This is a genomic window from Gordonia sp. HS-NH1 (assembly GCF_001418765.1).
Lineage (GTDB): Bacteria > Actinomycetota > Actinomycetes > Mycobacteriales > Mycobacteriaceae > Gordonia.
Window position 1 is genome coordinate 14247 of record NZ_LIYC01000023.1, and the last position, 25694, is coordinate 39940.

General features: G+C 67.1%; 24 protein-coding genes and 2 pseudogenes. 12 read left to right on the forward strand and 14 right to left on the reverse strand.

The genetic code is table 11. The features are described from left to right. Positions 1-8 precede the first annotated feature (8 nt). The 3 genes from AMD30_RS15675 to AMD30_RS15685 are packed head-to-tail and all read right to left on the reverse strand — an operon-like array spanning position 9 to position 3265. Positions 9-1268: a cytochrome P450 gene (locus tag AMD30_RS15675; protein ID WP_055476262.1), complete on the reverse strand. Its 1260-nt coding sequence runs from the start codon at positions 1266-1268 to the stop codon at positions 9-11. Then, on the reverse strand, positions 1265-2812 hold the full coding sequence (locus AMD30_RS15680; RefSeq protein ID WP_084817289.1) for an acyl-CoA synthetase: 1548 nt from the start codon (positions 2810-2812) through the stop codon (positions 1265-1267). Before AMD30_RS15680 ends, AMD30_RS15675 begins: the two co-directional genes overlap by 4 nt. Positions 2813-2860: 48 nt before the next feature. After that, the gene (locus tag AMD30_RS15685) at positions 2861-3265 is read right to left on the reverse strand and encodes an SCP2 sterol-binding domain-containing protein (protein ID WP_055476263.1); all 405 of its coding nucleotides are present in this window, start codon (positions 3263-3265) and stop codon (positions 2861-2863) included. 167 nt (positions 3266-3432) lie between these two features. On the opposite strand from AMD30_RS15685, the gene AMD30_RS15690 reads away from it, so the two are divergent. Continuing rightward, positions 3433-3984 (forward strand): TetR/AcrR family transcriptional regulator, encoded by a 552-nt coding sequence (locus tag AMD30_RS15690; protein ID WP_055476264.1) that lies wholly within the window; start codon positions 3433-3435, stop codon positions 3982-3984. Here the strand turns inward: AMD30_RS15690 and AMD30_RS25710 are convergent. Next, entirely contained in the window at positions 3973-4629 is a 657-nt protein-coding gene (locus AMD30_RS25710; protein WP_084817290.1) for a TetR/AcrR family transcriptional regulator, read from the reverse strand. The genes AMD30_RS15690 and AMD30_RS25710 overlap by 12 nt on opposite strands. Positions 4630-4743: 114 nt before the next feature. Here AMD30_RS25710 and AMD30_RS15700 point away from each other — a divergent pair, with 114 nt between their 5' ends. Genes AMD30_RS15700 through AMD30_RS15715 form a run of 4 tightly spaced genes read left to right on the forward strand, consistent with a single transcriptional unit; the run spans position 4744 to position 9411 of the window. Beyond that, on the forward strand, positions 4744-5643 hold the full coding sequence (locus tag AMD30_RS15700) for a DUF7065 domain-containing protein (protein ID WP_055476266.1): 900 nt from the start codon (positions 4744-4746) through the stop codon (positions 5641-5643). Positions 5644-5651: 8 nt separating this feature from the next. Continuing rightward, positions 5652-6266, forward strand: a complete 615-nt coding sequence (locus AMD30_RS15705) for a MarR family winged helix-turn-helix transcriptional regulator (protein WP_055476267.1) — start codon at positions 5652-5654, stop codon at positions 6264-6266. Positions 6267-6268: 2 nt separating this feature from the next. After that, entirely contained in the window at positions 6269-7801 is a 1533-nt protein-coding gene (locus tag AMD30_RS15710; RefSeq protein WP_084817293.1) for a pyruvate, phosphate dikinase, read from the forward strand. After that, positions 7798-9411 carry a PEP-utilizing enzyme gene (locus AMD30_RS15715; RefSeq protein WP_231632737.1) on the forward strand — a complete coding sequence of 538 codons (1614 nt, stop codon included), beginning with the start codon at positions 7798-7800 and terminating at the stop codon, positions 9409-9411. Before AMD30_RS15710 ends, AMD30_RS15715 begins: the two co-directional genes overlap by 4 nt. Before the next feature lie 78 nt (positions 9412-9489). On the opposite strand, the gene AMD30_RS15720 is transcribed toward AMD30_RS15715, so the two are convergent. Genes AMD30_RS15720 through AMD30_RS15730 form a run of 3 tightly spaced genes read right to left on the reverse strand, consistent with a single transcriptional unit; the run spans position 9490 to position 13230 of the window. Continuing rightward, entirely contained in the window at positions 9490-10605 is a 1116-nt protein-coding gene (locus AMD30_RS15720; RefSeq protein WP_055476269.1) for a TIGR03857 family LLM class F420-dependent oxidoreductase, read from the reverse strand. 27 nt (positions 10606-10632) lie between these two features. After that, complete coding sequence (locus tag AMD30_RS25715; RefSeq protein ID WP_269432800.1) at positions 10633-12285, reverse strand: PEP-utilizing enzyme; 1653 nt, start codon at positions 12283-12285, stop codon at positions 10633-10635. Positions 12286-12288: 3 nt separating this feature from the next. Then, the gene (locus tag AMD30_RS15730; RefSeq protein ID WP_231632738.1) at positions 12289-13230 is read right to left on the reverse strand and encodes a hypothetical protein; all 942 of its coding nucleotides are present in this window, start codon (positions 13228-13230) and stop codon (positions 12289-12291) included. A gap of 324 nt (positions 13231-13554) precedes the next feature. Here AMD30_RS15730 and AMD30_RS15735 point away from each other — a divergent pair. Next, positions 13555-14543: pseudogene (locus AMD30_RS15735) on the forward strand (LLM class flavin-dependent oxidoreductase). Between the two features lie 13 nt (positions 14544-14556). Here AMD30_RS15735 and AMD30_RS15740 read toward each other — a convergent pair. From AMD30_RS15740 to AMD30_RS15755, 5 genes and pseudogenes are all read right to left on the reverse strand, one after another. Next, a complete protein-coding gene (locus tag AMD30_RS15740; RefSeq protein WP_231632739.1) occupies positions 14557-15312 on the reverse strand; it encodes a hypothetical protein in 756 nt (251 codons plus the stop codon). Continuing rightward, positions 15309-15887, reverse strand: a complete 579-nt coding sequence (locus AMD30_RS25490) for a hypothetical protein (protein ID WP_231632740.1) — start codon at positions 15885-15887, stop codon at positions 15309-15311. Before AMD30_RS25490 ends, AMD30_RS15740 begins: the two co-directional genes overlap by 4 nt. Beyond that, positions 15866-16324, reverse strand: coding sequence for an MCE family protein (locus AMD30_RS25495; RefSeq protein WP_231632741.1), 459 nt, complete (start codon positions 16322-16324; stop codon positions 15866-15868). The genes AMD30_RS25490 and AMD30_RS25495 overlap by 22 nt, the downstream gene beginning before the upstream one ends. A 4-nt stretch (positions 16325-16328) precedes the next feature. Beyond that, positions 16329-17197, reverse strand: a pseudogene (locus tag AMD30_RS15750) (ABC transporter permease). A 56-nt stretch (positions 17198-17253) separates the two neighbouring features. After that, positions 17254-18075: an MlaE family ABC transporter permease gene (locus tag AMD30_RS15755; RefSeq protein ID WP_197282794.1), complete on the reverse strand. Its 822-nt coding sequence runs from the start codon at positions 18073-18075 to the stop codon at positions 17254-17256. Between the two features lie 467 nt (positions 18076-18542). Between AMD30_RS15755 and AMD30_RS15760 the strand changes: the two genes are divergently transcribed. The 4 genes from AMD30_RS15760 (at position 18543) to AMD30_RS15775 (ending at position 22107) form a co-directional block, all read left to right on the forward strand. Then, complete coding sequence (locus tag AMD30_RS15760; protein ID WP_055476271.1) at positions 18543-18863, forward strand: putative quinol monooxygenase; 321 nt, start codon at positions 18543-18545, stop codon at positions 18861-18863. 190 nt (positions 18864-19053) lie between these two features. Beyond that, a complete protein-coding gene (locus AMD30_RS15765; protein ID WP_055476299.1) occupies positions 19054-20247 on the forward strand; it encodes a thiolase family protein in 1194 nt (397 codons plus the stop codon). Then, positions 20240-20908, forward strand: a complete 669-nt coding sequence (locus AMD30_RS15770; RefSeq protein ID WP_055476272.1) for a TetR/AcrR family transcriptional regulator — start codon at positions 20240-20242, stop codon at positions 20906-20908. Before AMD30_RS15765 ends, AMD30_RS15770 begins: the two co-directional genes overlap by 8 nt. Before the next feature lie 47 nt (positions 20909-20955). After that, complete coding sequence (locus tag AMD30_RS15775; RefSeq protein WP_055476273.1) at positions 20956-22107, forward strand: acyl-CoA dehydrogenase family protein; 1152 nt, start codon at positions 20956-20958, stop codon at positions 22105-22107. Between the two features lie 82 nt (positions 22108-22189). Here AMD30_RS15775 and AMD30_RS15780 read toward each other — a convergent pair whose 3' ends face one another. After that, positions 22190-23071, reverse strand: a complete 882-nt coding sequence (locus AMD30_RS15780; RefSeq protein ID WP_055476274.1) for a LysR family transcriptional regulator — start codon at positions 23069-23071, stop codon at positions 22190-22192. A 71-nt stretch (positions 23072-23142) separates the two neighbouring features. Here AMD30_RS15780 and trxA point away from each other — a divergent pair, with 71 nt between their 5' ends. Both trxA and AMD30_RS15790 read left to right on the forward strand, forming a co-directional pair. Beyond that, complete coding sequence (trxA, locus tag AMD30_RS15785) at positions 23143-23505, forward strand: thioredoxin (RefSeq protein ID WP_010844089.1); 363 nt, start codon at positions 23143-23145, stop codon at positions 23503-23505. A gap of 83 nt (positions 23506-23588) precedes the next feature. Further along, a complete protein-coding gene (locus AMD30_RS15790; protein ID WP_055476275.1) occupies positions 23589-24584 on the forward strand; it encodes an EamA family transporter in 996 nt (331 codons plus the stop codon). Here the strand turns inward: AMD30_RS15790 and AMD30_RS15795 are convergent. Next, on the reverse strand, positions 24573-25664 hold the full coding sequence (locus AMD30_RS15795; RefSeq protein WP_055476276.1) for an alpha/beta hydrolase: 1092 nt from the start codon (positions 25662-25664) through the stop codon (positions 24573-24575). The two genes, AMD30_RS15790 and AMD30_RS15795, sit on opposite strands and share 12 nt — an antisense overlap. Positions 25665-25694: the final 30 nt, after the last annotated feature.

Below are 25694 nucleotides of genomic sequence, written 5' to 3' on the forward strand. Positions count from 1 at the left end.
TTCTCCGCTCAGAGGGTGTAGGGCATGGACTTGACGGCACGCACGAAGTTGCCCGTGAGGTACTCCGGTTCACCGACTCGCAGGGTCGGAGCGCGATGCAGCAGTTGGTCGAAGATCTCGCGCAGCTGCATCTTCGCGACGAAGCTCCCCATGCAGAAGTGCGGACCGCCGCCGCCGAAACCGACGTGCGGATTGGGCCACCGGGTGATGTCGAACGTGTTCGGGTTCTCGAAGACCTTCTCGTCGCGGTTGCCCGACGAGTAGATCATCGCGACCCATTCACCGGCCTTGATCTCCTGGCCGCCGAGGACCGTGTCCTGGGTCGCCGTGCGGCGGAAGGTCATGACCGGTGAGGCCCACCGCACGAACTCCTCCATGGCCGGCTGGATCCGCCCGTCGAAATCGGCGAGCAGCAGTTCCCGCTGCGCCGGGAAGTCCTGGAATGCCCTGGTGGTGAGGCTGATCGAGTTGCGAGTGGTGTCGTTGCCCGCGACGGACAGGAGGACGAAGAAGGACGCGATCTCCTCGTCGGTCAGCTTCTCGCCGTCGACCTCGGCGTTCACCAGTCCGGTCATCAGGTCGGACTTCGGGTTGCGACGCCGTTCCTCGGCGAACTCGAATCCCATCGAGAGCAGGCCCACGAGGGATTCGTTCAGGACCTCGCCGGGCTCGCGACCGGCCGCGACGTCCTCGTCGGCCCACGACACCATGCCGTCGGCATGGTGGGCGGCCTCTTCGCGCTGGTCGAGGTCCTCGAGGCCCATCATCTCGTAGATGGTCCACATGGGGAGTCTCTTGGAGACGGCCTCGACGAAGTCGCCCTCCTTGTGTGCGATGAGTCCGTCGACGATCAGCCGCGCCTGGTTCTTGATCTGATCGTGGATCTTGGCGACCTGCTTGGGCGTGAAGGCCGAACTGACCAGCTTGCGCAGTGACGCGTGACGCGGATCGTCCATGCCGAGGAACGAACCCGCCGCCGAGAGCAGATCCTCGGGGATCTCCTCGAACTGGAAACCCTGCCCCGAGCAGAACAATTCGGGATGCTTGCTGACCTCGCTGATGTGTTCGTGCGAAGTGACCACCCACACGCCGTCGTTCTCCGGCGGCATGAGGGCACCCTCGAGCGGGCGATGCCAGCTGACCGGGCGCTCGGCGCGCAGCCGGGCGAAGGTCTGTTCCCGCTCGTCCGCACTCTTCGCCCAGAAATCGAGGGACGAGATACTCAGCGGGTCGTAGGGACGGACGACCGTGGTCAGCGTGCTCGTCATGCCTGCGCTCCCGCCGCCAGGTACTTCTTCTCGATCTCGCGCTTGACGAGCTTTCCGGTGGCGGTGCGGGGCAGTTCGTCGACGAAATCGACGGTCTTCGGGGTCTTGAAGTGGGCGATACGTTCGCGGGTGTAGGAGAGGATCTCCTCCGCGAGGTCCTCGGAACCCTCGTACCCGTCGCGCAGCTGGACGACAGCCTTGACCTGCTGCCCCATCTCCGCGTCGGGAATGCCGATCACCGCGACGTCGAAGATCTTGGGATGCAGGGTGAGGACATTCTCCACCTCTTGCGGGTAGATGTTGAGGCCGCCGGAGATGATCATGAACGCCTTGCGGTCGGTGAGGAAGACGTAGCCGTCGGAGTCGACATATCCGAGGTCACCCACCGTCGTCCAGTTCGGATGGGCCGGATGTTCGGCGGCCTTCGTCTTCTCCGGGTCGTTGTGGTATTCGAACGGCCGCTGCTCACGCTCGAAGTAGATGAGTCCCACCTCGCCCGTGGGCAATTCGTTGCCCTCGTCGTCGCACACGTGCACCGGTCCGAGAGCGGACTTGCCGACCGAGCCGCGCTTCGTCAGCCACTCCGGCGAGGTGATGATGGTGGTGCCGTGCTGCTCGGTGGCGCTGTAGTACTCGACGAGAATCGGTCCGAGCCAATCGATCATGGCCTGCTTGACATCCGGCGGGCACGGCGCGGCCGCGTGCACGACCACGCGCAGCGAGGACACGTCGTAGGTGGCGCGCTTCTCCTCGGGCAACTGGAGTATCCGCACGAACATCGTCGGAACCATCTGGGTGATCGTCACGCGGTATCGCTCGATCGCGGCCAACGCGCTCTCGGCCTCGAACTTCTCCAGGATCACGACGGTTCCGCCGAGCGCCTGCACCGCACCGCACCACTTGAGAGGTGCCGCGTGATACATGGGCGCCGGTGAGAGGTAGACGTCGTCAGCGGTCACCTTGAACACGTGCTGGACCAGGCCCGTGATCGGGTCGCCGGGCTGGTCCACCTGGATCGGTAGCAGCGCCGGCTTGACACCCTTCGGTCGCCCGGTGGTACCGGAGGAGTAGAGCATGTCCGAGCCGCGTGGCTGATCGGTGAGTCGGGGGCCGGCCGAGGCGAGCACATCGCCGTAGGTCTCGAATCCCTCCAGTGTTCCGCCGAAAGCTATTGTGCGGGTATCGGTGTCACCGAGTTCGGCGACCACCTTGGACGCGAGTTCGCCGACGCCGGCCGAGACGAACAGCACACGCGCGCCGCTGTCGGCCACGATGTAGGCGGCCTCGGACGCGGCGAGGTGCCAGTTCACCGAAGTCACGTACAGTCCCGATCGAACTGCTGCCCAATAGATCTCAAGACATTCGGGGGCATTCTCGGACAGCAGCGCGATCGCGTCACCCTTTCGCAAACCCATGCCGTGCAGGGCTGCGGCCAGGTCGGCCGAGTGATCGTCGAGTTCGCGATAGGTCACGGTCCGACCAGTGCCGGCCATGATGATGGCCGCCTTGTCCGGTGTCGTCTGCGCATGGGTTCCCGGATACATGGGTGCTCTCTTCTCTGAAAGATGCGGCGGTGGGGGTGGATCTCGACGTCAGACCAGCAGGTCCTCCCGACCGTCGGTCTTGAGGTTGTTGATGTAGACGGGGAACAGCTTCTTCCCCAGCGGCGCGAGCTTGAGGAGGCTGGCGACATTGCCGGTCACCGAGATCTTCTTCTTGGCCATGGCCAGTGGGAGATTCACCTTGCCCTGCCAGTAGGCACTGCCGGTATCAGCGGGCATGACCATCGTCGCCATCGGCTCCGGACTCCCCTCGAAGCCGTCGTAGATCCGCTTGTTGACCGCGTCGACCACCACGACGGCCTCCGGCCCGCTGAAGTCGAAGGCGAACACGAGGCCGCTGTCGACGAGCTTTGGGCCGATCTCGGGATCGTCGAATGCTGTCTCGAAGATGCCTCCGATGTACTTCCGAACCTCGGCCGCGTCAGTGAAACCCATGGAAGATTCTCCTTTCTGAATGTAACTTCGATTCAATTCGAAGATGGAACCCCGCCCACCTGCGAAGATCGGATATCGAGGAGCTGTATGAGCTGAGTCACAACGAAGATAGCATAAGTATAGTTATGGTCAACCCGTTAGCCGAAGATCGTTGAGAGGAGAACGCCATGAGCACCGTCCTGTCCCGCGATGCGTACTTCGAGGCAGGCCTCACGGTCCTGTCCGATCTGGGCTATGGAGGACTCAAGCTCGCCGAGGTCTGCGCGCGTCTCCGGGTGACGTCGGGCTCCTTCTACCACTACTTCGCGAACTGGGCGGACTACACCGACGGTTTGCTCGCCTATTGGCTCGAGGTCCGCACCATCCGCGCGATCGACCTCCTGACGGCCATCAGTGATCCGCGGAAACGACTGGCGGCGATCATCGACATCGGCCTGAGCCTCCCGCACGGTGCCGAACGAGCGATCCGTACCTGGAGCAACCTCGATCAGCGCGCTCGCCTCATCCAGGAGGAGGTCGACCGCAAACGTTTCGACGTCGTGTTCACCTCTGCCGCGGAAATCGTCGACGACAGACAACTCGCGCACCATTTCGCGCACTGGTCGGTCTTCCTGCTGGTCGGCTACGAGCAGACGTCGTTGCCCCAGGATCGGGAAGCTCTGCACGAGATCATGGTTCAGCTGATGCAGGTACTCGAGGACGGTGGCTCACGTCTGTAGTGGCGCCTGGGCCCCGGACACGTCCGCGACACCTCGCGGCGTCAGGTACCCGTGGATCAGCACGGCGAGAATCCCGGCGAAGCGCTGGTCGGTGATCGAGGTGTCGGCGAGGCGGTCGCGCATGCCCGCCCTCCCCTCGGCGAAGTCGGCGGGAAGCGAACGCCCACCGCGACGCATGGATTCCGCACTCCGGGAGTTCCGGTACAGCGCCGAGCCGAGAACATAGCTGAACAACGCGACCAGCAGCTCGTCGGCGTGTTCATCGGGCACCCCGGTCCGCAGGAGAAGGGCGAGTATCCGGCCGGCAACACCGACCGCCACCGGCCCCTCGAGCCGTCGCATGGCCATCTCGTGCGCCAGCGAGGGGTGATCGACGAGCAACCGGTGGAAGTCGGCGCCCCATCGCATCAGCTCGTCGAACGCCCCACCTTCCGGATCGACGGGGTCGACGGCTCGCAGCGACTCGTCCAGCACCAGATCCAACAGCTCGTCCTTGTTCGCGACGTGGTGATAGATCGCCATCGGCGTGACACCCAGGTCGCGCGACAACCGTCGCATGGTGACCTGCCCGATACCTTCTTCGTCAGCTATCGCCAAGCAGGCCTTGACAATCCGATCGGCATCCAAACCCACCCCGTGTGCCATCCGGGTCTCCGATCCATAGAGAAGTGATCCTTGTCACGTCCGACTATACGCTGTAGAGTCCGGGTCAGTTTTTATCTCCAGTTCAAAATTGAGCACCCTTCACGGAGGCCACACATGACCGTCACCACGTCCGCACCCGGCATAACCGCTTGGGGCCCCTTGGCCGAACCACTACACGATGACGCCGCCGGCCCCGGGGATCCGATCTGGAAGGATAATGCCTACCTGTCCTACTGGGATGTCGAGCACCGGATCTTCGGCAGCTTCCACTTCTCCACCTCCCCCAACGGCGACGGCGCGCGGCGGGCCAGGTGTTCGCTGCTGGTCGGCGGCGACCAGATCGAGATCATCGAGCCGCTGGACCGGGGAACCTATGCCAGTGAATCGCTGACCTTCGGCCTCGACGGCACCATCACCGTCGACCACCCGGAACTCCGGGCGCAGTTCGTCAACACGCCACTACACACCCCGGCCGATTTCTCTCTGCACGAACTCATCCCGCCGCTGGTCCCCGGCAAGCCGCTCCAGCACTTTCAGCAGGCATGCTCGATGCTCGGCACGATCGACCTACGCGGCACCCGCGCCGACGTGGACGGATTCGGAATGCGCGACCGTACCTGGGGTTTCCGCGACGAGGCCGCCCAGTGGGCCGAGTACGCGGGGCTCGTGGCCGTCTTCGGCGACTCGTTCCTGTCGGTCATGAAATTCCTCGGCACGGACGGAACGCTCGCGACCGACGGCTACCTGATCGACGCCGACGGCTCTCGCCACATCAAGGACGTGACCTTCCGCCGGACCGCCGCAGCCCAGTTCCTCGCCGCACGTTTCACGCTCGAAGACGGCCAGGAACTCACCTGCGTCATGCACCGGCGCGACGCAGGATTCTTCGTCCCCATGGGCGCCGAGACCGAGGGTCCGGCCTTCGGGACCTATGACGACTTCATGACCCTCGAGCTAGACGGAAGTCCGGGTGCCGGCTTCTTCGAGCAGGGCATCGTCCACCGCGTTCACTGAGGAGACCCATGACCGAACAACTGATCGTCCTGCAAGCGTTGCGCCTCAAGGGCCGGGTGCGGGCCGACGACCTCGCCGACAGCGTGGGCCTCGACTCGAACACGATGACCGCTGACCTCGAGGCATTGGTCGCCGCCGGTTTCGCCGCCGAGACGAACGGCCGGTACAAGACCACGCCGGAAGGTCGGACACGCCTGGCGGAGCTGTTGGACGCCGAACGCGCCACCCTCGATACCGACGCCCTCACCAGCGCCTACGAGGAGTTCGATGCGTTCAACGACGACCTCAAGGCCCTGATGACTCGCTGGCAGCTCAAGGACGAGTCCACACCCAACGATCATTCCGACGCCGCCTATGACGCCGCGATCGTCACCGGCCTTCGCGCTCTGCACGAGAGGTTTGCGCCGCTGCTGTCGCGCGTCGTCGAGCAAGCGCCCCGGCTGACCCGCTACCCCACTCGTTTCACCGCGGCACTCGAGAAGGTGGAGTCCGGGGACACGTCGTGGTTCGCACGGCCGATCGCCGACAGCTATCACACCGTCTGGTTCGAGTTGCACGAAGAGCTGATCGGCCTGACCGGGCGTACCCGCGCCGCCGAAGCAGCTGCAGGACGTGCACTGTGACCATCGCCGGACATCGCAACGATGTCACCACCGAGGTCGTGGTCCTCGACGGGACCACCGACCACCACCGCGAACTCATCGGCGGAAAGGCCTGGAGCATCCAGCACATGCGCGCCCTGGGCATCGCGGTGCCACCCGCCTTCGTCATCACCACGGCCATCTGTCGCGAGTACTACGAGCACGGCCGCACAGTGCCGCAACGACTCTGGGCCCAGGTCGACTCCGCTCTCGCGCACCTCGAATCGGAGACCGGTCGCAGCTTCGGATCCTCCCGGAGGCCGCTACTCGTGTCGGTGAGATCCGGCGCCGCGGTGAGCATGCCGGGCATGATGGACACCGTCCTCAATCTCGGGATGACCGATGAGATCGAAGCCGCACTCGCCGGCCAATCGGGTGATCCGCAATACGCTGCCGACACCAGACACCGCTTCACCGAACAGTTCGCCAAGGTCGTGGGCACGCCGGCGCCGGCGGATCCCAGAGAACAGCTGCACGAGGCGATTCGAGCGGTGCTCGACTCCTGGCAGTCGCCGCGCGCGGTCTCCTACCGAGCCACGCGAGGACTTGACGACGCGAGCGGTACGGCGGTCACCGTCCAGGCCATGGTGTTCGGCAACCTCGGTGCCGATTCCGGTACCGGCGTGCTGTTCTCCCGTGATCCGCTGACCGGCGCGCCGGGCGCATACGGCGAGTGGCTCTCCCGCGGACAGGGCGAGGACGTGGTCTCCGGGCGCATGGACGCGGTACCGCTGTCCGTCCTCGCGGAGACGATGCCCGGCATCCACGCCGAGTTGCTCACGGTGAGCGAGACACTGGAGCGGCAGGGACGCGACCTCCAGGACATCGAGTTCACCGTCGAGGAGGGCAGGCTGTGGCTGCTGCAGTCCCGGGCAGCCAAGCGCACCCCCGAAGCCGCTGTCCGGTGCGCGGTCGACATGGTGGCCGAAGGTCTCATCACGCCGGCCGATGCGTTGCGTCGCGTCACCGCGGATCAGGTTCGGGCACTGCAGAAACCGCACCTCGACGCTGCCGCAGCGGGCGCCGCCGAGGTACTGGCCACGGGCAAGCCCGCGTCGCCGGGTATCCGGACCGGCGTGATCGTCACCGACCCCGATGAGGCCCAGGACCTCGCCGAGGACGGTACCGACGTGATCCTGGGCAGGCAGACGACCGATCCCGACGATGTCGCCGCGATGTCGGTGGCAGTGGCGGTACTGACCGAGTTCGGCGGCTCGACGTCCCACGCCGCGGTCGTCTGTCGCGAGATGGCCGTGCCGTGCGTCGTGGGTTGCGGGGCCGGCACCATCACCACTCTCGCCGGTCGTACGGTGACCGTCGACGCGGGCGCCGGAGTCGTCTTCGACGGCGCCCTTCCCATCGTCGACGGACGCCACGACGATCCCGGCCTCGCCACCATCCGGCGGTGGGTGACCGAATATTCCGGGCTGACCGATACCGATCCGGGGGTGGATCCGTCCGCAGACCTCGTGTCTCTGCTGGAGACCCATGCACAACAGGAGTATTCAGAGTCATGACCACGACAGTCGACACCATGCTGGACACGCTGGACAGCGCGGACGTCCCCGAATCCACCACGTGGACCACCGGTAACGTCGCCGAGGCGTTCCCCGGTGTGTTCAGCACCTTCGGCATCAGCTTCGTCTTCGGACCGATGGAACTCGCCTTCCGGCGGATGTTCCACGACCTCGGCGCCCTCCCATCGGACGAGGTCAAGATTCCCGGCCGGGTCGATGACTGCTTCTGGAGTCTCTTCGCCGGGTGGGGCGCCGGTAACATCGACAAGTTCCGGGAGATCGCGAATGTGCTTCCGGGGACGTCGGCCACCGCGATCGAACAGCAACTCTTCGGCTACGTGCGCCCCGACACGGTCGACGCCAACACCGTCGGCCGCTACCCCGCCATCCTGGCGAAGGCACCGCGCTGGGTCACCGGGGTACCCAAGCGCCACGACGCGATGTTCGCCGAACTACGACGCTGGCGATTGACCCAGCTGCCGCGGATCGCCGATCTGGACGAAGTCGGTTGCCTCGCCGTGCTCGCCGATGCGCGAACACGATTCGAGGACATCATGTCCATCCACATGGGGGTCGCGTTCATCAGCTCGGCGCTCGCGGACAAGGTGGCCGAGGCCGCCGCTGCGGGCGGGTTCCCCGGTCTCGAACAACACCTGCTGTCCGGGGTGGGTTCGGACGAGAACGAGGTCGCCTACGACCTGTGGGCACTGGCCCACGGGAGGATCTCCGAGCAGGACTTCGTCGACCGGCACGGTTACCACGGACCCAACGAGGGGCAGCTGCACGGGATCACGTGGCGGGAGAATCTGGCACCGGTGCGTTCCCGGCTCGCGGATTACCGTGCGATCGACGAGGACAGCCCGCGCGCCCCACAACACCGCAGCGCGGCGCAACGACAGCTGCGCGACGACACCGTACACCGGCTCCTGGCCGCCACACCCCGGTTACGGCGTCGGCCCACCGCGTGGATGGTCCGCGTCGCGGGCCGCTTCCTCGCGCTGCGCGAACAGGGCAAGGCCGGCTATCTGGTCACCTACGACGTCGCTCGCGCCGCCGCCCGCAGGCTCGGCGACCTCCTCGTGGAACGCGGCGTCATCAGCGATCGCGAGCACGTCTTCCATCTGCGGTACGACGCACTGGTAGCGGGCATCAGCGGCGATCAGAGTGCGGTCGTCGCCGAGCGCATCGACCGGTTCGCCCAGCGTCAGGGCATCCGGGTCCCGCAGGCCTGGGCCGGATACCCCGCGGTGAGCAAGGTCGACGAGGACAGCGACGTCACCCTGGACGTGGGCGGTGTGGTCATCGGTGTCGCCGCCAGTGCGGGGCAGGTAGAGGGCCGCGCGCGCGTGGTCAGCGATCCCGCCGAGACCGAACTCGACGACGGGGACATCCTGGTGTGCGAGACCACCGACCCCAGTTGGGTGTCGTTGTTCATGGTCGCCGGGGGCGTCGTCACCGATTTCGGCGGTCTGCTCAGCCACGGCCCGATCGTGGCCCGCGAGATCGGCATCCCGTGCGTCTGTGGCACCGAGACCGGGAGCAGGCAGATCCGCGACGGGCAGGTCCTCCGAGTCGACGGCGACACCGGCCGGGTGACCGTCATCGGGTGACGACCGGCACCTGGACGATGAAACGTCCCCGCGACTCGTGAGTCGCGGGGACGTTGTCGATGGTCGGACCGTGCGGCGTCACACCGAGGAGATCGCGGGCTCCTTCGTCTCCGCCCACAGCCGGGCCAGTGCCGCGTTCTGACCCGGGGTGCTGCCATAGGTCGCGACCTCGTCCGCACCGGCGTCCCGATACGACCCCAGGGCGGTCACGCAGTCCGACGCCGACCCGAAGGCGCAGGAGTCGTCCATCCACGAATCCGGTACCAGGCGCGCCGGTTCCAGCAGCTCGCGGCGGTGGAATGCGGTGTCCACCAACTCGTCCCCCGCCTGCTGCCGAACCTCTTCCAGTGCGGTCCGCAGGCGATGCATCGGTCCCGGATCCCATCCGTTCACCGCCGTCAGGGCGTCGCCGTACTGCTGGGCCTGTAGATAGGTGACCGCACGGGCGTGCGCGAGAGTCCGGGTCTCCTCGTCACCCAGATCCGGCGCGGTCACCACGCACTGGACGACCCGCAGGCTCGCCGGGTCGCGGTTGATCTGCTCACACGCCTTCCGGAGTCGCGCAACGCTTCCCGAGGTGGCTTCCGGGGTCATCATCGGCGGCAGGATCACCCCGTCGAACGCGCGCGCCACCGCTGCCGCCGCCCGCGGCATACCGAATGTTCCATACCAGACCTGCGGGGCCGGGCCGTCGTAGACGTCGCCGAGCTTGATCCCCTCGTATCGGCCGGCCGGACCGTCGTAGGACACCTTCTCGCCGCGCCACAGTCGTCGGAGAATGTCCACGTAATCGCAGATGCCGTCGAAGCCGGCGGTCCGGAGTCCTTCGTGCCGTAGATGGGCGCTGTCACCGCGCCCGAGACCGAGGATGAACCGTGGACCGAACGCCGCGTGCATGGTGGCCCCGAACGCCGCCATGTGGAGGACGTGACGGCGGCCCGGGGAGACGAGACCGGTTGCCAGACCGACCCGTTCGGTCCGCGCCCCCACCGCGGCGAGCACCACCGCGGCCTCCTTGAGATTCCAGCGTTCGGAGAGGAAGACGTTGCGGAAGCCGAGACGCTCGGCCTCCTCGCCGTCGGCGATGCCCTGGGGTACGGTCCGGACCTCCGTCTCGGTGCGCTGTCCCTCCGGGGCGGACGAGCTGACCCGGCCGGCGACGAGGTAGGCACTGAGGTCGTCGAGCTGGGTCATCGGCGTGACCTTTCTGCTGGTGAGGGTTCATTGCTGTACCAAGATCTCGACCGTGCCGGCCGTGCCGTCGACGCGGACGATCATGCCGTCCTTGAGATCCGTTGTGCCGGTAGGTGTATTGGCGACGCAGGGCAGTCCGAGCTCCCGGCACAGGATCGCTGCGTGACTCATCGCGCTGCCGACATCGGTCACGACGGCCTCGGCGAGCGGGAACAGCGACGCCCAGCCCGGATCTGTTGCCTTGCAGACCATGACCGTGCCGTCCTCGATCTCGGCGTCGTCGAGATCCCGGATGACCTGGACCCGCCCCTCGGCGATTCCGGCACTGACGCCGAGGCCGGTGAGCGAGCTGATCGACCGCGAGTCGTCAACAGGCGCGGTCGAGGCGATCGGCTCGGGCGCGCCGTGCCAGACGTGCGGGAGGTCGATCCGGCCGTACGCCTCGTGGTCGAGGCGACGGCGGGCGACCAGGTCCGCGTACTCGCCGGTGCGGCGGGACGCGAGTTCGTCGATCGTCAGGAAGAAGACGTCCCCAGGGTCTGCCAGCACCCCCGCGTCGGCGAGGTGCCGCCCGATCGAACGGGCCGCGGCCCGGGTGACATCGACGCCGCGCAGGATGTTCGCCCGGCCGGTCTCGCGCCAGGTGGGCACCTGCGAGGCGAACCCGATCAGAGCCGAGGCGAGCCGGCGCCTGACCGGACTCAGGCCGGCATGCAGGCGCTGTACTGCCTCGTCGTGTTCGCGCCGGCGTCGCACGACCAGATCGTCCACGTCCTCGCCGTCGGCCCGCGCCCGGTACCGCGCGGCCAGCGCAGTCACCATCGTCGAATCCTCCCGCCAGACAACGGAATCGACGAGACCCTCGCGCGGCCCGTGGTATCCGTGCCGGCGTGCGAAGCCGGTGATGTCGATCTCGTCGCGCGAGAGGCGCCACAGGTCGCGGACCAGTTCGAACTCGGCGGTTCCCTCATCGCTCTTGATCAGTTCGCCACCGGACTGCAGCCCGGCCGACTCCGCCAGGTTCTGCACCTGCCCCATGAGGCCCTGCGCCGCCATCGAGAGCGGCATGTGCACCGAGAGCCCTTCTCGAACATGTCGCGAGCCTCCACGAGTGCCGTGGTGGCCTCGTCGAGGTCGGCCTCGTCGAGTGCGAACGCGCGACGCAACCACCACTGCTCGCTCGCTCTCTTCCGCGAGTGTGGCCAAGGCCTTGATCGCTCGCCGCAGCGTGACGGGGAACTTCACGGCAACGATCGGGTAGCGGCGCGTCTGCGTCCACCCCCGTGGTTCCGGAAGGCCGCCCGCCTGAACGGATCCGAACAGCTGTTCCTCCATCATGGCGGCCGAACCGCCGGGCACGCGGGCCGCCATCTGACCCATGTTGTCGACGTTGGCGATGGCGTGGCCATGTGCAACCGACAGGAACCGTCGGTCGACGTCGGCGGGGATCGCGCGGGCCGATCGCGGCATGACCCCCAGATCAACCCAGCAGTCGCGCATGGTCTGTTCGGTCGGCGGAAAGTACAGCGACCAGGTCAACGGGGTGACGATCCCGGGCAGACCCTCATCGACATTGGCTGTTGTCCATCGCAATGTGCGGCCGGGTACGTGGACGGGGCTCGCCGCGAGGTCCGGGATCGGCCTGGCTGTCGTCGTGTCGACCACAGGCGTTTCGGTCATGGGTCAGCGCTCCTCGGGGGATGGGAGTTGGGACGGGCGGTAGTCACGTTCGAACACCCCGTAGCCGACATCACCGTCGGGCGTGGTGACCCGCACGGTCGACTGGGTGATGACCAGGGCATCGTTCTGTGAGTCGAGCGCGACGCCGTTGATGTTCTCGTTGGGTGAGAGGAACGTCAGCGTGTAACCGTGGAGTCGCTCGGCCTCCAGATCGAAGGGTCGCGCTCTCCGGTTCATCCGCAGCGAGATCCGTTGCGGCTCATGCGTTCGGAAATCTTGGAGTCCGGTGCAGCGGAGCTCCTCACCTGTCTCGGCGCCGGTCGCGTCGAACACGGTGAAGACGCGGTGGTCCACGGTCCCATCGGTCCTCCAGTTCACCAACCCGTTCGCGACCCGACCGGACTCGGGAAATACGACCACGAAGAAATGCAGGCCGCCGAGCCTGCTGACGTCGCGCGGTCCGCTGGAGTGATCTCGCGCCGCAACGCCCTGGATGTCCCAGCTGTCCGCCCCGGCGCGAAGCGAGCCGACCGCGCGGAATCCCTGGGTGTGGTGCAGCGCCGCCCAGGAGAGGTCATGGATGCCGAGCACACCGTGCATGTCCCACACCGGTGCCGCCGCCTCGATGTCGATGTCGAACGCGAAGGCCCGGGCCGGACCCGCGCCCGATGGTCCGGCCGTCATCTTCGCCAGATCGGTCCTCTCGCCCGCCCCGTCGAATGTCAGCCGCCACCGGCGAAGGGGTTCGACGCAGACGACGCGCAGATTCCCGGTGGCCGGACCCCGGTCATCCGGCGCTCGTCCCCAGGATCTGTCGACCAGCAGCTGACCGTCGGGAAGCATCGCGATGACCTGCGCCCACCAGAGGTCGGGGTCCTCGGGCCATCTCCCGCAATGAATGAAGACGCCCACCCCCTGCGCGGGTGACCAGACGCGAAAGAACATCGTCTCGCTCCACCCCGGCACATCTGGGACCCTGTGGAGCAGGTCCGCTTCGGGATTCACGCGAAATGGGTTGTCTCCATGCAACAACTGCGTCGGCGAGTTCGCCGTGCCCGTGCTGTTCATCTGGTCCAGTCCGCCCGTCCGCCGGCGATTCCCGGTGCTGATCCGCTCGCGAATTCCGGCTTCTTTTGAATTGTGACTAAATTTCTCGCCGAACCATGCAGCGTATAGCCAGCTGTGACAAGGGTCACGGACGAGCATGGCGCGGATCGGCACCGTCGTCGTCCCCGGGAACAAAACGGACCCGAGTATCATTTACCGATCATGAAGAAGATCGGTTTCCTGTCGTTCGGTCACTGGTCGGAGTCGCCCGGATCCCAGGTCCGCTCGGCCTCCGACACGCTCCTGCAGTCGATCGACCTCACCGTACTTCCGCGTGCATCACTTCGCCCGGCAGCTGGCCTCGCCGTTCCCGCTGCTGTCGGCGATCGGCGCCAAGACCAGCCGCATCGAGATCGGCACCGGCGTCATCGACATGCGCTACGAGAACCCGCTGTACATGGCCGAGGACGCCGGTGCAGCCGACCTCATCGCCGGCGGCCGGCTGCAGCTGGGCATCAGCCGGGGATCACCCGAGCAGGTCATCGACGGTTACCAGTACTTCGGTTATGTCCCGCCGGAGGGTTCCACGGGCGCCGACATGGCCCGCCAGCACACCGAGGTGTTCCTCCGAGTCATCGAGGGCGGCGGTTTCGCCCGCCCCAACCCGCGCCCGATGTTCCCCAATCCGCCCGGGCTGCTGCCGGTCGAGCCGCAGTCACCCGGCCTACGTGACCGCATCTGGTGGGGCGCCGGCACCCGGGCCACCGCGGAATGGACTGCCCAAGCACGGTATGAACCTGATGTCGTCGACGCTGCTGACCGAGGACACCGGAGTCCCCTTCCACCAGCTCCAGGCGGAGCAGATACACCGCTTCCGCAAGACCTGGGCCGACGCCGGTCACCCGCACGAGCCACGAGTCTCGGTGAGCCGCAGCATCTTCGCGCTCGTCGACGATCGCGATCGTGCGTACTTCGGGCGCGGCGGCGAAGAATCCGACCAGGTCGGTGTCATCGACAACACCGTCGCGAGGTTCGGACGCAGTTACGCAAACGAGCCGGACAAGCTGATCGAGCAGCTGCGTGAGGACGAGGCCATCGCGGCGGCCGACACCCTGCTGCTGACCGTCCCCAACCAGCTCGGCGTCGACTACAACGCGCACGTCATCGAGTCGATCCTCACCCACGTCGCGCCCGCTCTCGGCTGGCGCTGACCGCTCTACGAGGTCAGTTACCCGGCTGACCGGGCAGACCGGCGCCGAGACCACCGACGTCGGTGATGGTCCAGCCGCTGGCCTTGTCGAGGGTGATGGTGTAACTCGCGGTGGCGGTCACCCCGTCCGGCGTCTGGCGGCTCTCGGAGTCCATGTCGACGAAAACGCGGACCACGTACTGGTTCCCGTTCGAGCTCGCGACGGTCGCCGCGAGCTTCTCGGCGGTCGACACGTACTGCATCTGGGTGAGGAGGGGCGCGACGACATCGACCGCGGTGCTCATCTTCTCCTTGAGCTGCTGTGTCACACCGGTCTCGAGCGCAGTCCGCCAGGCGTCGATGTCCTGGTAGTCGACCTTCGACACGTTGAGCGCGTAGTCGCCGGCCACCTTCTCCGCTTCGGCGTCGGTCGCGATCTTGGTGTTGACAGCAGCGAGTTCGTCGGCAAACCATCGGTGGTCCAGAGGATTCCGAAGACGGCTGCGAGAACGACGGCGATCGCGGCCACCGCCGAGACCGCGATGAGCGGGCGACGTGTGGCCGGCGCAGCCTCGGACTTCTTGCCCGACTTGCTCTTTCCGCTCTTCTTCTCCGCGCAGCCGGACGTCGGCTTTCTGCGTCAGCCCGAAGACGTCTCCGAAAGTCGCTCGGTAGTCGACGGTCTCGCCGCTGACGGGACGCTGGATGGCCTGCACGATCAACGTGATGATGACCGCGGCGGCGACACCGAGGATCGCGAGCCGAATGGTGGCCTGGCGTGGGGATTTCACCGTTCACCTCCCACGGGAGCGAGCGCCGCGAGCGGTTGGCCGAAGGCCGGGAAGCCCTGCAGCAGGATCTCGGTGTCGAGGTCCATGCGCCCACCGCGCTGGTGCAGCGCCCCGTCGAGACCGCTGAGCACTTTCTTCACCTTCGCCGGGGTCATGCCGTCGAGACCCTGGTTGAGCGGGATGATCAGGTCGAGCATCGCGTCCATCAGATCAGGCCCGCCATCGGCGCCAGAGCACCCACTAGCCGGCCCGCGAAGGAGAACACGAGGTTCGAGACCTCGACGATGGTTCGCGAGTTCCACCTGAGCGGGATCGTCGAGGTCCTTCACCGATGCCAGCGAGTCGAGGATGCCGAGCCCCGACGGGGTGAACGCGGCGGTGCCCTCGGAAGCGTTGGCGATCTTCGGCAGTAGCTGCGCCATCGGCAGATTCATCTTCCGCTGCATGGTCCGCAGTACGACGAGACCCGACGCCAGCAACGGCGCCGACGCCGCGGTGAGTTCGGCTCCCGCGTCGAGGGAGGTCGCGAGATCGCGGTTGATGACGTCGATCATCAGCCGGCCGGAGTCGCGCATGATCGTGGTGATCGTGTCGTCGGATGCACTGTTGCCAGGTCGAGAACTTCCTGAGGACGCAGTGGCGCACCGGATTCGGTGGGGATCAGTTCGACGGCCGTCGAGCCGAAGACCGTGCCGGAGATGAAGCGGACGTCGAGGTCGTCGGACAGTTCCCGGAATCGGTCGTCGTCGACGGAGAGGGTGATCAGCTGGCGGCCCGGCCCGTGCGGACGATGGTCGATGACCTCGCCGACCGTGAGGCCGTGCAACCGCACCGGGGTGGCCTCCCCGACTCCGTCGCCGAGATCGGAGACCACCAGGGCGAAACGCACGCCGTCGGCAGGAGCGGGAGTGACCTTCTGCCACACCACGACTCCGAGGACCGCGACCAGTGCGAGAACGACGAGCCCACGGATGCGATATCCACGGGTGCTGGGTTCACGGTGAGAGCTCACCTGGTCACCCCGCGAAGTCGATCGACGATTCGAGGCCCCACATCAAGAGGGTGAGGACCATGTCGCACACGGTGATCGCGACGAGGCTGGCGCGGATCGCACGGCCCGACGCGACGCCGACGCCCTCCGGCCCGCCGGACGCGTAGAAGCCCTGGTAGGCGTGCACGAGGGTGACGACCACGACGAACACCGCGACCTTGATCAGTGAGTACACGAGGTCGACCGGCTGCACGAACATGTCGAAGTAGTGCTGGTAGGCGCCGGTGGGCTGTCCCTGCACCGCGGTGACCGTCAGTTTGGTGGTCGCGAAGCCGAGCGCGAGCGCGATCAGGTACGCGGGGATCACGGTCAACACCGAGGCGATCACGCGAGTCGAGACCACATACGGCACCGGATCGATCGCCTGCGCCTCGAGGGCGTCGATCTCCTCGGAGATCCGCATCGCGCCGACCTCGGCGGTGATCCGGCAACCGGCCTGGGCGGCGAAACCGACCGCGGCGATCAGCGGCGCGAGTTCACGCGGATTGGCCAGCGCCGACATCGCACCGGCGAGCGGCCCGACCCCGAGCATGTCGAGGACCTCGAAGCCGATGATCCCAATCATGGCATCGGATACGACTCCCATGAGAGCGAGGACGGGTGCGACACCGCCGCCGACGATGAGCGCCCGGCCGTTGCCCCACGGTCGGTGAAGATCTCGGTGGTCTGACGACGGTGCTTGCGCAGCGCATGGCCGACGCCGCGCAGCGCCATCCACACGAAATGGAACTGGCGTCCCAGAGCATCGACCGGGTCCCAGGCCCGATTGAGCGAGCGTGTCCAGCCGAACCCGCGGCGCCGATATACGGCGGGTTCGTTGATCTCGGCGGTCATGGACTATCCGTCACCTCGACCCCGACACTTCTTCGCGGCATCACTTGCCCCACCCCTCAGAGGAACCGGATCGGAACGAACATCATGGTCAGCTGGGTCAGCGCGAGGTTGATGACGACGCAGGCCAGGATGCCCAGCACCACTGCGGCATTCACGCTGTCGGCAACGCCCTTGGGACCGCCCTTCGCCTCGAGTCCCCGATGACAGGCGATGGCCGCCACGACGAAACCGAAGATCACCGCCTTGCCGAGGCAGATGAGCAGGTCGGTGATCGACGCGAAGCTGCCGAACGACAACCAGTACGAGCCGGGCGCGACGCCCTGTCCGATGGCGGCGACGGCGAAGCTCGACTGGATGCTCATCAGGATCACGAGCACCGAGAGCGCCGGCGCGACCACGGACATGGCGACCAGGCGAGGGGCGACGAGGCGCTGATGCGGGTCGATGCCCATCGTGCGAAGAGCATCGATCTCGTCGCGGATCGTCCTCGCGCCCAGGTCCGAGGCGATGGCGGAACCACCCGCACCGCCGACGAGGAGTGCCGTGGCCAGCGGCGCGATCTGCTGCATGACGCCCATGCCGCCGACGGCGCCCGCCATCGAGTTGGCGCCGACGTTCGACGCGACGCTGCCGATCTGGACCGCGATCACCACTCCCATCGGGATGGAGATCAGGATCGCCGGCCAGAGCGAGACCGAGACGAAGAACCAACCCTGAACCAGGCTCTCGCGCAGCGGGAATCGGCCGGTCGCGATCTCCGCGACGGCGATCGCCGACGACCTCGTCGTCATCCGGACCAATCGACCGAACGTCCGGACCGATCCGAGTACGTAGGTGACGGGCCCCGAACGACCGAACCCGATGCTCGCAGTGCTCACGACCACCCCCGTCACCCCGCGCTATGACACTTCCCCGGCACGAAATGTGACCGAACGCACGAAGCATAGGGAGCGGGGATTCGGCCGAGCAAGCCAGCTAAGTCGCGTGACAGAACATTCGGCTGCGGAAACTGACCGCCGAGTAGATGTGACCGCCCACACGTTCGAACCGCCTTGGCCGCACCATTTTTCGGTTCTCGCCGGCCTCCTGCGCGTTTCCGGCAAGGCCGGCCGTCCGACACGGGCGAAATCCGACATCATGCGTAGTCACATCGAACCCTCAACTGTGTTGTCCGTCTCATTTCGCGGCAGAGGCCGCCTCGGCTCACCACAGGCGGGCCGGGAGAACCCCGGCGCCGGCCGGGCGAGTGGACATCGACAGGAACCGGGGTCGGCGAAACCGCCACACGAACCGACGACGCTCCCCTAACGTCACGACAACATCCCCCACCTCTAGGAGCCCATTCATGTCCGAAGTGATCGTCGTCGCCACCATCTCGCCCAAGCCCGGCGAGGAGCAGGCCGTCCGCGATGCGGTGCTGGCTGCCATCCCCCAGGTGCACGGCGAGCCTGGTTGCGGGAAGTACGCACTGCACGAAGCCACGGGCGATTCGACCGATCTGGTGATGATCGAGCGTTGGGAGTCGTTCGAGGCACTGTCCACGCACGGCAGCGCGCCGGCACTCACCGAGCTCGGCAAGGCCATCGGCCCGCTGCTGGCCGGTCCGCTCGACGTGAAGACGTTCTCTGCCGTTCCCGCAGGCGACACGGACAAGGGCGCAATCTGACGCCCTGACCCGACGATGCCCTCGCCCGGATGGACCCGGGCGAGGGCATCTGCGTTCTGGCGAATCTCGCCGAGCCTGTTGATTCGCCCGCACGCCGCGTGCTACACGGGTATAACGATCGTTAGATAAAGTGACGTGGGCCATGCTGCTCCCGCACGCGGTCGCGACACCACACTCGGGAGGAACGTTCATGCTAGAAGCCGTCATCGTCGACGTAGTCCGTCTCGCGTCCGGAAAGGGCAAGCCCGGCGGCGCGCTGTCGGAGACCAAGCCCGTCGAGTTGCTCGCTCACGTGCTGCGCTCACTGGTCGAGCGTAACGACATCGACCCGGCCCTCGTCGACGACGTGATCGGCGGCTGCGTCGGCCAGGCCGGCGAGCAGGCACTGAACATCTCGCGGACCGCCCTGCTGTCCGCGGGCTTCCCCGAGTCGGTGCCCGCCACCACCGTCGACCGCCAGTGCGGATCGAGCCAGCAGGCCGCCCACTTCGCCGCGCAGGGCATCATCGCCGGCGCCTACGACGTGGTCATCGCCGCCGGCGTCGAATCGATGAGCCGCGTCCCGATGGGCTTCACCACCGCCGGACGCAGCCCCTACGGTCCGAGCATCGCCGAGCGCTACCCGGACGGTCTTGTCGGACAGGGCATCTCGGCCGAACTCGTGGCCGCGAAGTGGAAGTTCGACCGCGAGGCGCTCGACGCCTTCGCCGCCCGGTCCCATCAGCGCGCTGCGGCAGCGGTCGCCGAGGGTTTCTTCGACCGCGAGATCCTGCCCATCGACGTCGCCGACGCCGACGGCAAGACGTTCACCCACGACACCGACGAGACCGTCCGTGCCACGACCACACCGGAGGGTCTGTCCGGCCTGAAGTCCTCGTTCTACAGCGAGGACTTCGCGAACCGCTTCCCGGAGATCAACTGGCACATCACCCCCGGCAACTCGTCGCCGCTGACCGATGGCGCATCGGGCGCCCTCATCATGAGCGACGTGATGGCGTCGAAGCTCGGACTGACCCCGCGTGCACGGTTCCATTCGTTCTCGGTCGCCGGTGACGACCCGATCTTCATGCTGACCGCACCGATCCCGGCCACGCACAAGATCCTCTCGCGTTCGGGCCTCTCCATCGACGACATCGACGCCTACGAGGTCAACGAGGCCTTCGCCTCCGTGCCGATGGCCTGGGCCCACGAGTTCGGCGCCGATCCAGCCAAGCTGAACCCACGCGGCGGCGCGATCGCACTCGGCCACGCGCTCGGGTCGTCGGGTACCCGCCTGCTGGGCACCCTCGTCAACCATCTGGAGGCGACCGGCGGTCGCTACGGCCTCCAGACCATGTGCGAGGGCGCGGGCATGGCCAACGCCACCATCATCGAACGTGTCTGAGCCGGCCCGGACGGCTCCCACCAGGAAGCTGACGATCGAGACCGAGGGCCTGGACTGGCGGCGGCGTGAACCGGTGCCGCTGCCGACCACCCTCGTCGCGGCGAAGCACGCCTTCTATGAGCGGGGCTATCACGGCACATCGATACGTGACATCGCCTCGCGGGCCGGGGTGTCGCTGCCGACGCTGTACTACCACCACGACAACAAGCTCGGCATCCTCGTCGAGTTGCTCGAGGCGGCGATGACCTCGGTGCTCGCCTGGGTCGGCGCGGCGATCGAGGAGGGCAGGACTCCGAGCGAGCAGTTGTCCAATGCCATCGAATCGATCGTCCTGCACATGACCAGCGACGTCGAGCTGGCCAGTGTGGCAAGCGAGTTCCGCCATCTCGATTCCGACGACCCCCGACGCGAGACCTACGTCGCGATGCGGACGGAGACCGAGGACCTGCTCGCCGACGTCATCGCACGCGGCGTCGAATCGGGCGAGTTCTCCTTCGAGGAGGACGTGAAGGACGTCCTGCGCTACCTCTTCGGCGCGTGCCAGGCGGTCACCACCTGGTATCGACCCTCGGGTGCCCGGACACCTGCCGAGGTCGCGGCGTCGTATGCCCTGATCTCGCTGCGCGTCGTGGGCGCGCACGGGCACACCGACGACGACTGATCATCGACCGACATCGAGTACAGACTCACTCACGAAAGGGAGAAGCCATGAAACGCACCATCTTCGAAGACGAGCACGAGGCCCTGCGGGAGACCGCACGCCAGTTCCTGCAGCGCGAGTGCGCTCCGTACACCGAGGAGTGGACGCGGGCCGGTCAGGTCGATCGCATCGCGTTCAAGAAGGCCGGCGACGCAGGCCTTCTCGGCTTCAACATCCCCGAGGAGTACGGCGGCGGCGGCGCGATGGACGACTTCCGGTTCAACGCCGTGGTGGTCGAGGAGTTCGCGAAGTTCGATGGCGCGGCGCCCGGCCTCAGCCTCCAGAACGACGTCGTCGCACCGTACTTCGTGCACCTCGCCAACGACGAGCAGAAGAAGCGCTGGATGCCCGGGATCGCCACCGGGGAGACGATTCTCGCGGTCGCGATGACCGAGCCGGGTGCCGGCTCCGACCTCGCGGGCATCAAGACCTCGGCGAAGCTGGAGGGCGATCACTACGTCCTCAACGGCAACAAGACGTTCATCTCGTCGGGCATCAACTCCGACCTCGTCGTCGTGGTGTGCCGGACCAATCCGGATCCCGAGGCCGGCCACAAGGCGTTCTCCCTGCTGGTCGTCGAGCGCGGCATGGAGGGCTTCGAGCGTGGTCGCAAGCTCGACAAGATGGGCCTCAAGGCGCAGGACACCGCCGAACTTCACTTCAACGACGTGCGCGTACCCGTCGAGAACCTGCTCGGACAGGAAGGCATGGGCTTCTACCACCTCATGCAGAACCTGCCGTCGGAGCGGCTGTCGATCGGCATCGGCGCCATCGCCGGCGCACGCGCGATCTTCGACGAGACGCTGCAGTACACCAAGGACCGCAAGGCCTTCGGGCGTCCCATCGGCACCTTCCAGGCGAATCGCTTCACCCTCGCCGAGATGGCGACCGAACTCGACATCGCCGAGGTGTACATCGATCGCTGCCTGCAGGGCGTTCTCGACGGCGAACTGAACGCCGTCGACGCCTCCAAGAACAAGTGGTGGTGTACCGAGCTCGCCAAGCGGGTCATCGACAGCTGCCTGCAGCTGCACGGCGGCTACGGCTACATGAACGAGTACCGGGTCGCCCGGGCCTACACCGACTCTCGTATCCAGACGATCTTCGGCGGCACCACCGAGATCATGAAGGACATCGTCGGCAAGAGCCTGGGCGTCTGAGTTCTCCGACGACGTTCTCCGACAACCGTCGACAGCCCGGGGCCCACGCCCCGGGCTGTCGGCGTCTGCGGGCCGGCGGCCGTCAGCCCTGGTCCACTCCCACGGCGCGCAGGTGGTCCACGACCTGCTGCACGGCCCCACGCGAACGCGGCCGGGCGAGTGCCTCGTACACCCGGGCGGCGCGAACCCCCTTGAGCACCAACCGTTTCACGTCGGGGTGGCGTACCGCGAAGCGCGGCATCAGCGCGATGCCGTGCCCGTGGGCCACGAGCGCCTCGATCGTGGTGAAGTCCAGCATCCGCTGGGTCACCCGCGGCGCCACTCCGGTCGCCGCCGAGATCGACAGCAGCACATCGTCGACCGGGAACCCGCCTTCGACACTGATCCAGTCGTGGTCGGCGAGTTCGGTGACGGCGACCTGGTCTCGCAAGGCCAGCTCGTTGCCGGCGGCGACGATCACGTCGACCGGTTCGCGCATCAACTCGGTGACCCGGACCCGGGGCTCGTCGATCGCCGGGGTGCGTTCGTCACGGTGCGTGACCACGATGTCGTGATCCGCGAGAGCCGGTGCGGCATCGTGATATCCGACGTCGAGATGCACCGCGTGCACGTCGATGCCCGACGCCGCGGCCCGCTCCAGGACCGACGGCAGCAGCAGGGTCGCACCGGACGGGAACATCGCCAGCCGGACACGCGCCTTGCCGGACCGGTACGACGCCATCTCCTCCTGCGCCCGATCCACCGCCGCGATCACATCGTCGGCGCGCAGCACGAGTGCACGCCCGGCCTCGGTCAGGCGGATACGCCTGCCGTCGGGTTCGAACAGCGCGACCCCCGCCTCCTCGGCCAGCACCTTGAGTTGCTGCGACACCGCCGACGGGGTCATGTGCATCGTCTCGGCCACCGCGCCGATCGATTCGCGGTCGGCGAACTCGCGCAGCAGCCGTAGACGCCGGACCTCCATGGGACAACGGTACTCATCCCGACCTCGAGCCTGTCCGGAATGTCTGGGACCCCGCCACCGTTGTGGAGTGCATGGCATCGCAAGAAATCACCCTGGAAACCTTCGAGGACACCATCGCCTCGGACGGCATCGTCCTGCTCGACTTCTGGGCCGGCTGGTGCGGTCCGTGCCGGCAGTTCGCGCCCGTCTTCGAGAAGGCGTCCGAAGCGCATTCCGACATCGTGTTCGGCAAGATCGACACCGAGGCCGAGCAGCAGCTGTCCGGCAGCCTGGGCATCCGGTCCATCCCGACCCTCATGGCGTTCCGCGACGGCATCCTGGTCTTCAACCAGCCCGGCGCACTCCCCGCGGCCCAACTCGAGGAACTGATCGGCGCCGTCGAAGGTCTCGACATGGACGACGTACGCGCGAAGGTCGCCGCCGCGCAGGAGTGACGCGGCGAACATTCAGTAAAACTGAATAATCCGTCCGTCTAAATTCGATTGTTCTTCAATTCTCCACGACCGACGATGGGGCCATGTCCACTCGTGATCGCCTCCTCGCGTTGTTCGTCGTCGTCCTCTGGGGACTGAACTTCATAGCGATCCGTCTCGGACTGGACCACTTCCCGCCGTTCTTCCTCGCCGCGTTGCGTTTCGCGGTGCTCGCGATACCGGTGATGCTCTTCGTCAGGTTCCCGAAGGTGCGTCTCAGGTGGTTCCTGCTGTACGTGGCCGGCTTCGGCAGCATGCAGTTCATCCTGCTGTTCCTGGCGATGGATCTGGGTATGCCCACCGGCCTCGCGTCCCTGGTCCTGCAGACGTCGGCGCCGTTCACCGTCGTGCTCGGCGTGCTGTTCCTCCGGGAACGGATGACCCTCGGTCAGGTCCTCGGACTCGCGATCGCGGTTGCCGGCATGGCGGTGATCGCGCTGGACCGGGTCCGCGGGAGCGACCTCGGTGCGGCCGCGCTGCTCCCGATCGGTCTCACCGTCCTCGGCGGTCTGAGCTGGGCCGCCGGCAACATCGGCGGCAGACTCGCCCGTCCCGACGATTCTCTTCGGATGACGTTGTGGATGGCCGTTGTCGCCACACCGCCGCTGTACGTGGTCAGTCTCATCGTCGAGGGTCCGGCCGCCGGGTTCGCGGCGCTCTCCACACTCGGTACCGACAGCGGCCTCCGGGCCCTCGGTGGTCTGGTCTACCTCGCGATCTTCGGGACCGTCATCGGCGCGGGACTGTGGACCACGCTGCTCGGGCGCAACGACGCCAGCCGGGTGTCGCCGATGTCGCTGCTCGTGCCGGTGGTCGGGATCACCGCGGCCTATCTCGTCCTTGGCGAGGTCCCGACCGTCGGAGAGATCGTCGGCGCGATCATCGTCGTCGCCGGATGCGCCGCCGGGGTGATGGCGCGGCCGCGGAGTCCCCGACATTCGGCGGCCGACGCCCAATCGACGACGGTCTCACCCGATTCCGAGCCGGGCGACGTGTCTGAACTCAGCGGCGGGAAGACCCCGGTGCGTTCAGGCCGGTGACGTCGTCCCCGGCGGCGGCGTCGCGGCCAGCGCATCGCGCACCACCGCGCACAGGCGATCGACAGCGGCGCGGGCCCCTGGACTGATGAGGGTCATGTTGACGAACCCGTGGATCATCGCGCCCTCGCGCCGGACCGTGACCGGAACGCCGGCCTCCTCGAGCCTGCGCGCGTACGCGAGGCCCTCGTCGCGCAGCGGGTCGAAGCCGGCGACCATGACATGAGCAGGCGGGAGACCGGAGAGATCGTCGGCGAGCAGCGGCGAGCACCGCGGATCGCTCCGCTGCGCCACGTCGGGCAGGTAGCGGTCGGTGAACCAGGCGATGCCGTCGGCGGTGAGGAAGTACCCGGACGCGAACTCTCGCCGGGAGGGGGTGTCGGCGGACTGGTCGGTCACCGGATAGATGAGCAGCTGGAAGACAGGGGTCACGGAGTCGTCTCGGACCTCCCGGGCGACGACGGTCGCGAGGTTCCCGCCCGCGCTGTCCCCGGCGACGACGATCCGGTGGGGATCGAGACCCCACCGCGGCGCGACCTCGACGGCGAAGCGCCAGGCCGCCAGCGCGTCCTCGACAGCCGCCGGAAACGGCGCCTCCGGGGCGAGGCGGTACTCGACGGACAGGACGTCGAGTCCGGTGCCGTGCGCGAGGCGACGGACGAACGCGTCGTGGCTGATCCGGCTGCCGGTGACGAAGCCGCCGCCGTGGTAGTAGACGAGCAGCCCCTCCGACTCGGTCGAGGAGCGGTACCGGGTGGCCGGGATCGGGCCGGCGGGCCCGTCGATCACGAGGTCCTCCTCCACTGCCATCGGCGGCAACACCTCTGCCATGGAGGCGCCGCTCTCGTCGGTCTGCGCCCGCGACTGCTCCACCTCGCCCTGGAAGGGATTCAGGCCCGGCACGTGGTCGTTCGCCCAGCCGATCGCCGCGAGTTCGGGGGCAACCCGCTCGCCGTCGGAGTTGACCGGTGCCCGACGCCCCAGAACGGCCAGCGCGCCCGCTGGGATTCGCGCGGCGGCGAGCAGCACTCCGCGTTGCACTCGAGCGGGCAGGGACAGACGCAGTTGGGTGTCGCGGCTCACAGGCGCAGAGCCTACGCGGCACCGGCGGAT

Bases quoted from the DNA above. Each gene is read 5' to 3' on its own strand.
- AMD30_RS15775 (WP_055476273.1), top strand. From the start codon at position 20,956: ATGAAACGCACCATCTTCGAAGACGAGCACGAGGCCCTGCGGGAGACC.
- AMD30_RS15780 (WP_055476274.1), bottom strand. From the start codon at position 23,071: ATGGAGGTCCGGCGTCTACGGCTGCTGCGCGAGTTCGCCGACCGCGAA.
- AMD30_RS25710 (WP_084817290.1), bottom strand. From the start codon at position 4,629: ATGGCACACGGGGTGGGTTTGGATGCCGATCGGATTGTCAAGGCCTGC.
- AMD30_RS15765 (WP_055476299.1), top strand. From the start codon at position 19,054: ATGCTAGAAGCCGTCATCGTCGACGTAGTCCGTCTCGCGTCCGGAAAG.
- AMD30_RS25490 (WP_231632740.1), bottom strand. From the start codon at position 15,887: ATGCGCGACTCCGGCCGGCTGATGATCGACGTCATCAACCGCGATCTC.
- AMD30_RS15760 (WP_055476271.1), top strand. From the start codon at position 18,543: ATGTCCGAAGTGATCGTCGTCGCCACCATCTCGCCCAAGCCCGGCGAG.
- AMD30_RS15790 (WP_055476275.1), top strand. From the start codon at position 23,589: ATGTCCACTCGTGATCGCCTCCTCGCGTTGTTCGTCGTCGTCCTCTGG.
- AMD30_RS15715 (WP_231632737.1), top strand. From the start codon at position 7,798: ATGACCACGACAGTCGACACCATGCTGGACACGCTGGACAGCGCGGAC.
- AMD30_RS25715 (WP_269432800.1), bottom strand. From the start codon at position 12,285: ATGACCGAAACGCCTGTGGTCGACACGACGACAGCCAGGCCGATCCCG.
- trxA (WP_010844089.1), top strand. From the start codon at position 23,143: ATGGCATCGCAAGAAATCACCCTGGAAACCTTCGAGGACACCATCGCC.
- AMD30_RS15730 (WP_231632738.1), bottom strand. From the start codon at position 13,230: ATGTTCTTTCGCGTCTGGTCACCCGCGCAGGGGGTGGGCGTCTTCATT.
- AMD30_RS15675 (WP_055476262.1), bottom strand. From the start codon at position 1,268: ATGACGAGCACGCTGACCACGGTCGTCCGTCCCTACGACCCGCTGAGT.
- AMD30_RS15705 (WP_055476267.1), top strand. From the start codon at position 5,652: ATGACCGAACAACTGATCGTCCTGCAAGCGTTGCGCCTCAAGGGCCGG.
- AMD30_RS15690 (WP_055476264.1), top strand. From the start codon at position 3,433: ATGAGCACCGTCCTGTCCCGCGATGCGTACTTCGAGGCAGGCCTCACG.
- AMD30_RS15680 (WP_084817289.1), bottom strand. From the start codon at position 2,812: ATGTATCCGGGAACCCATGCGCAGACGACACCGGACAAGGCGGCCATC.
- AMD30_RS15700 (WP_055476266.1), top strand. From the start codon at position 4,744: ATGACCGTCACCACGTCCGCACCCGGCATAACCGCTTGGGGCCCCTTG.
- AMD30_RS15685 (WP_055476263.1), bottom strand. From the start codon at position 3,265: ATGGGTTTCACTGACGCGGCCGAGGTTCGGAAGTACATCGGAGGCATC.
- AMD30_RS15720 (WP_055476269.1), bottom strand. From the start codon at position 10,605: ATGACCCAGCTCGACGACCTCAGTGCCTACCTCGTCGCCGGCCGGGTC.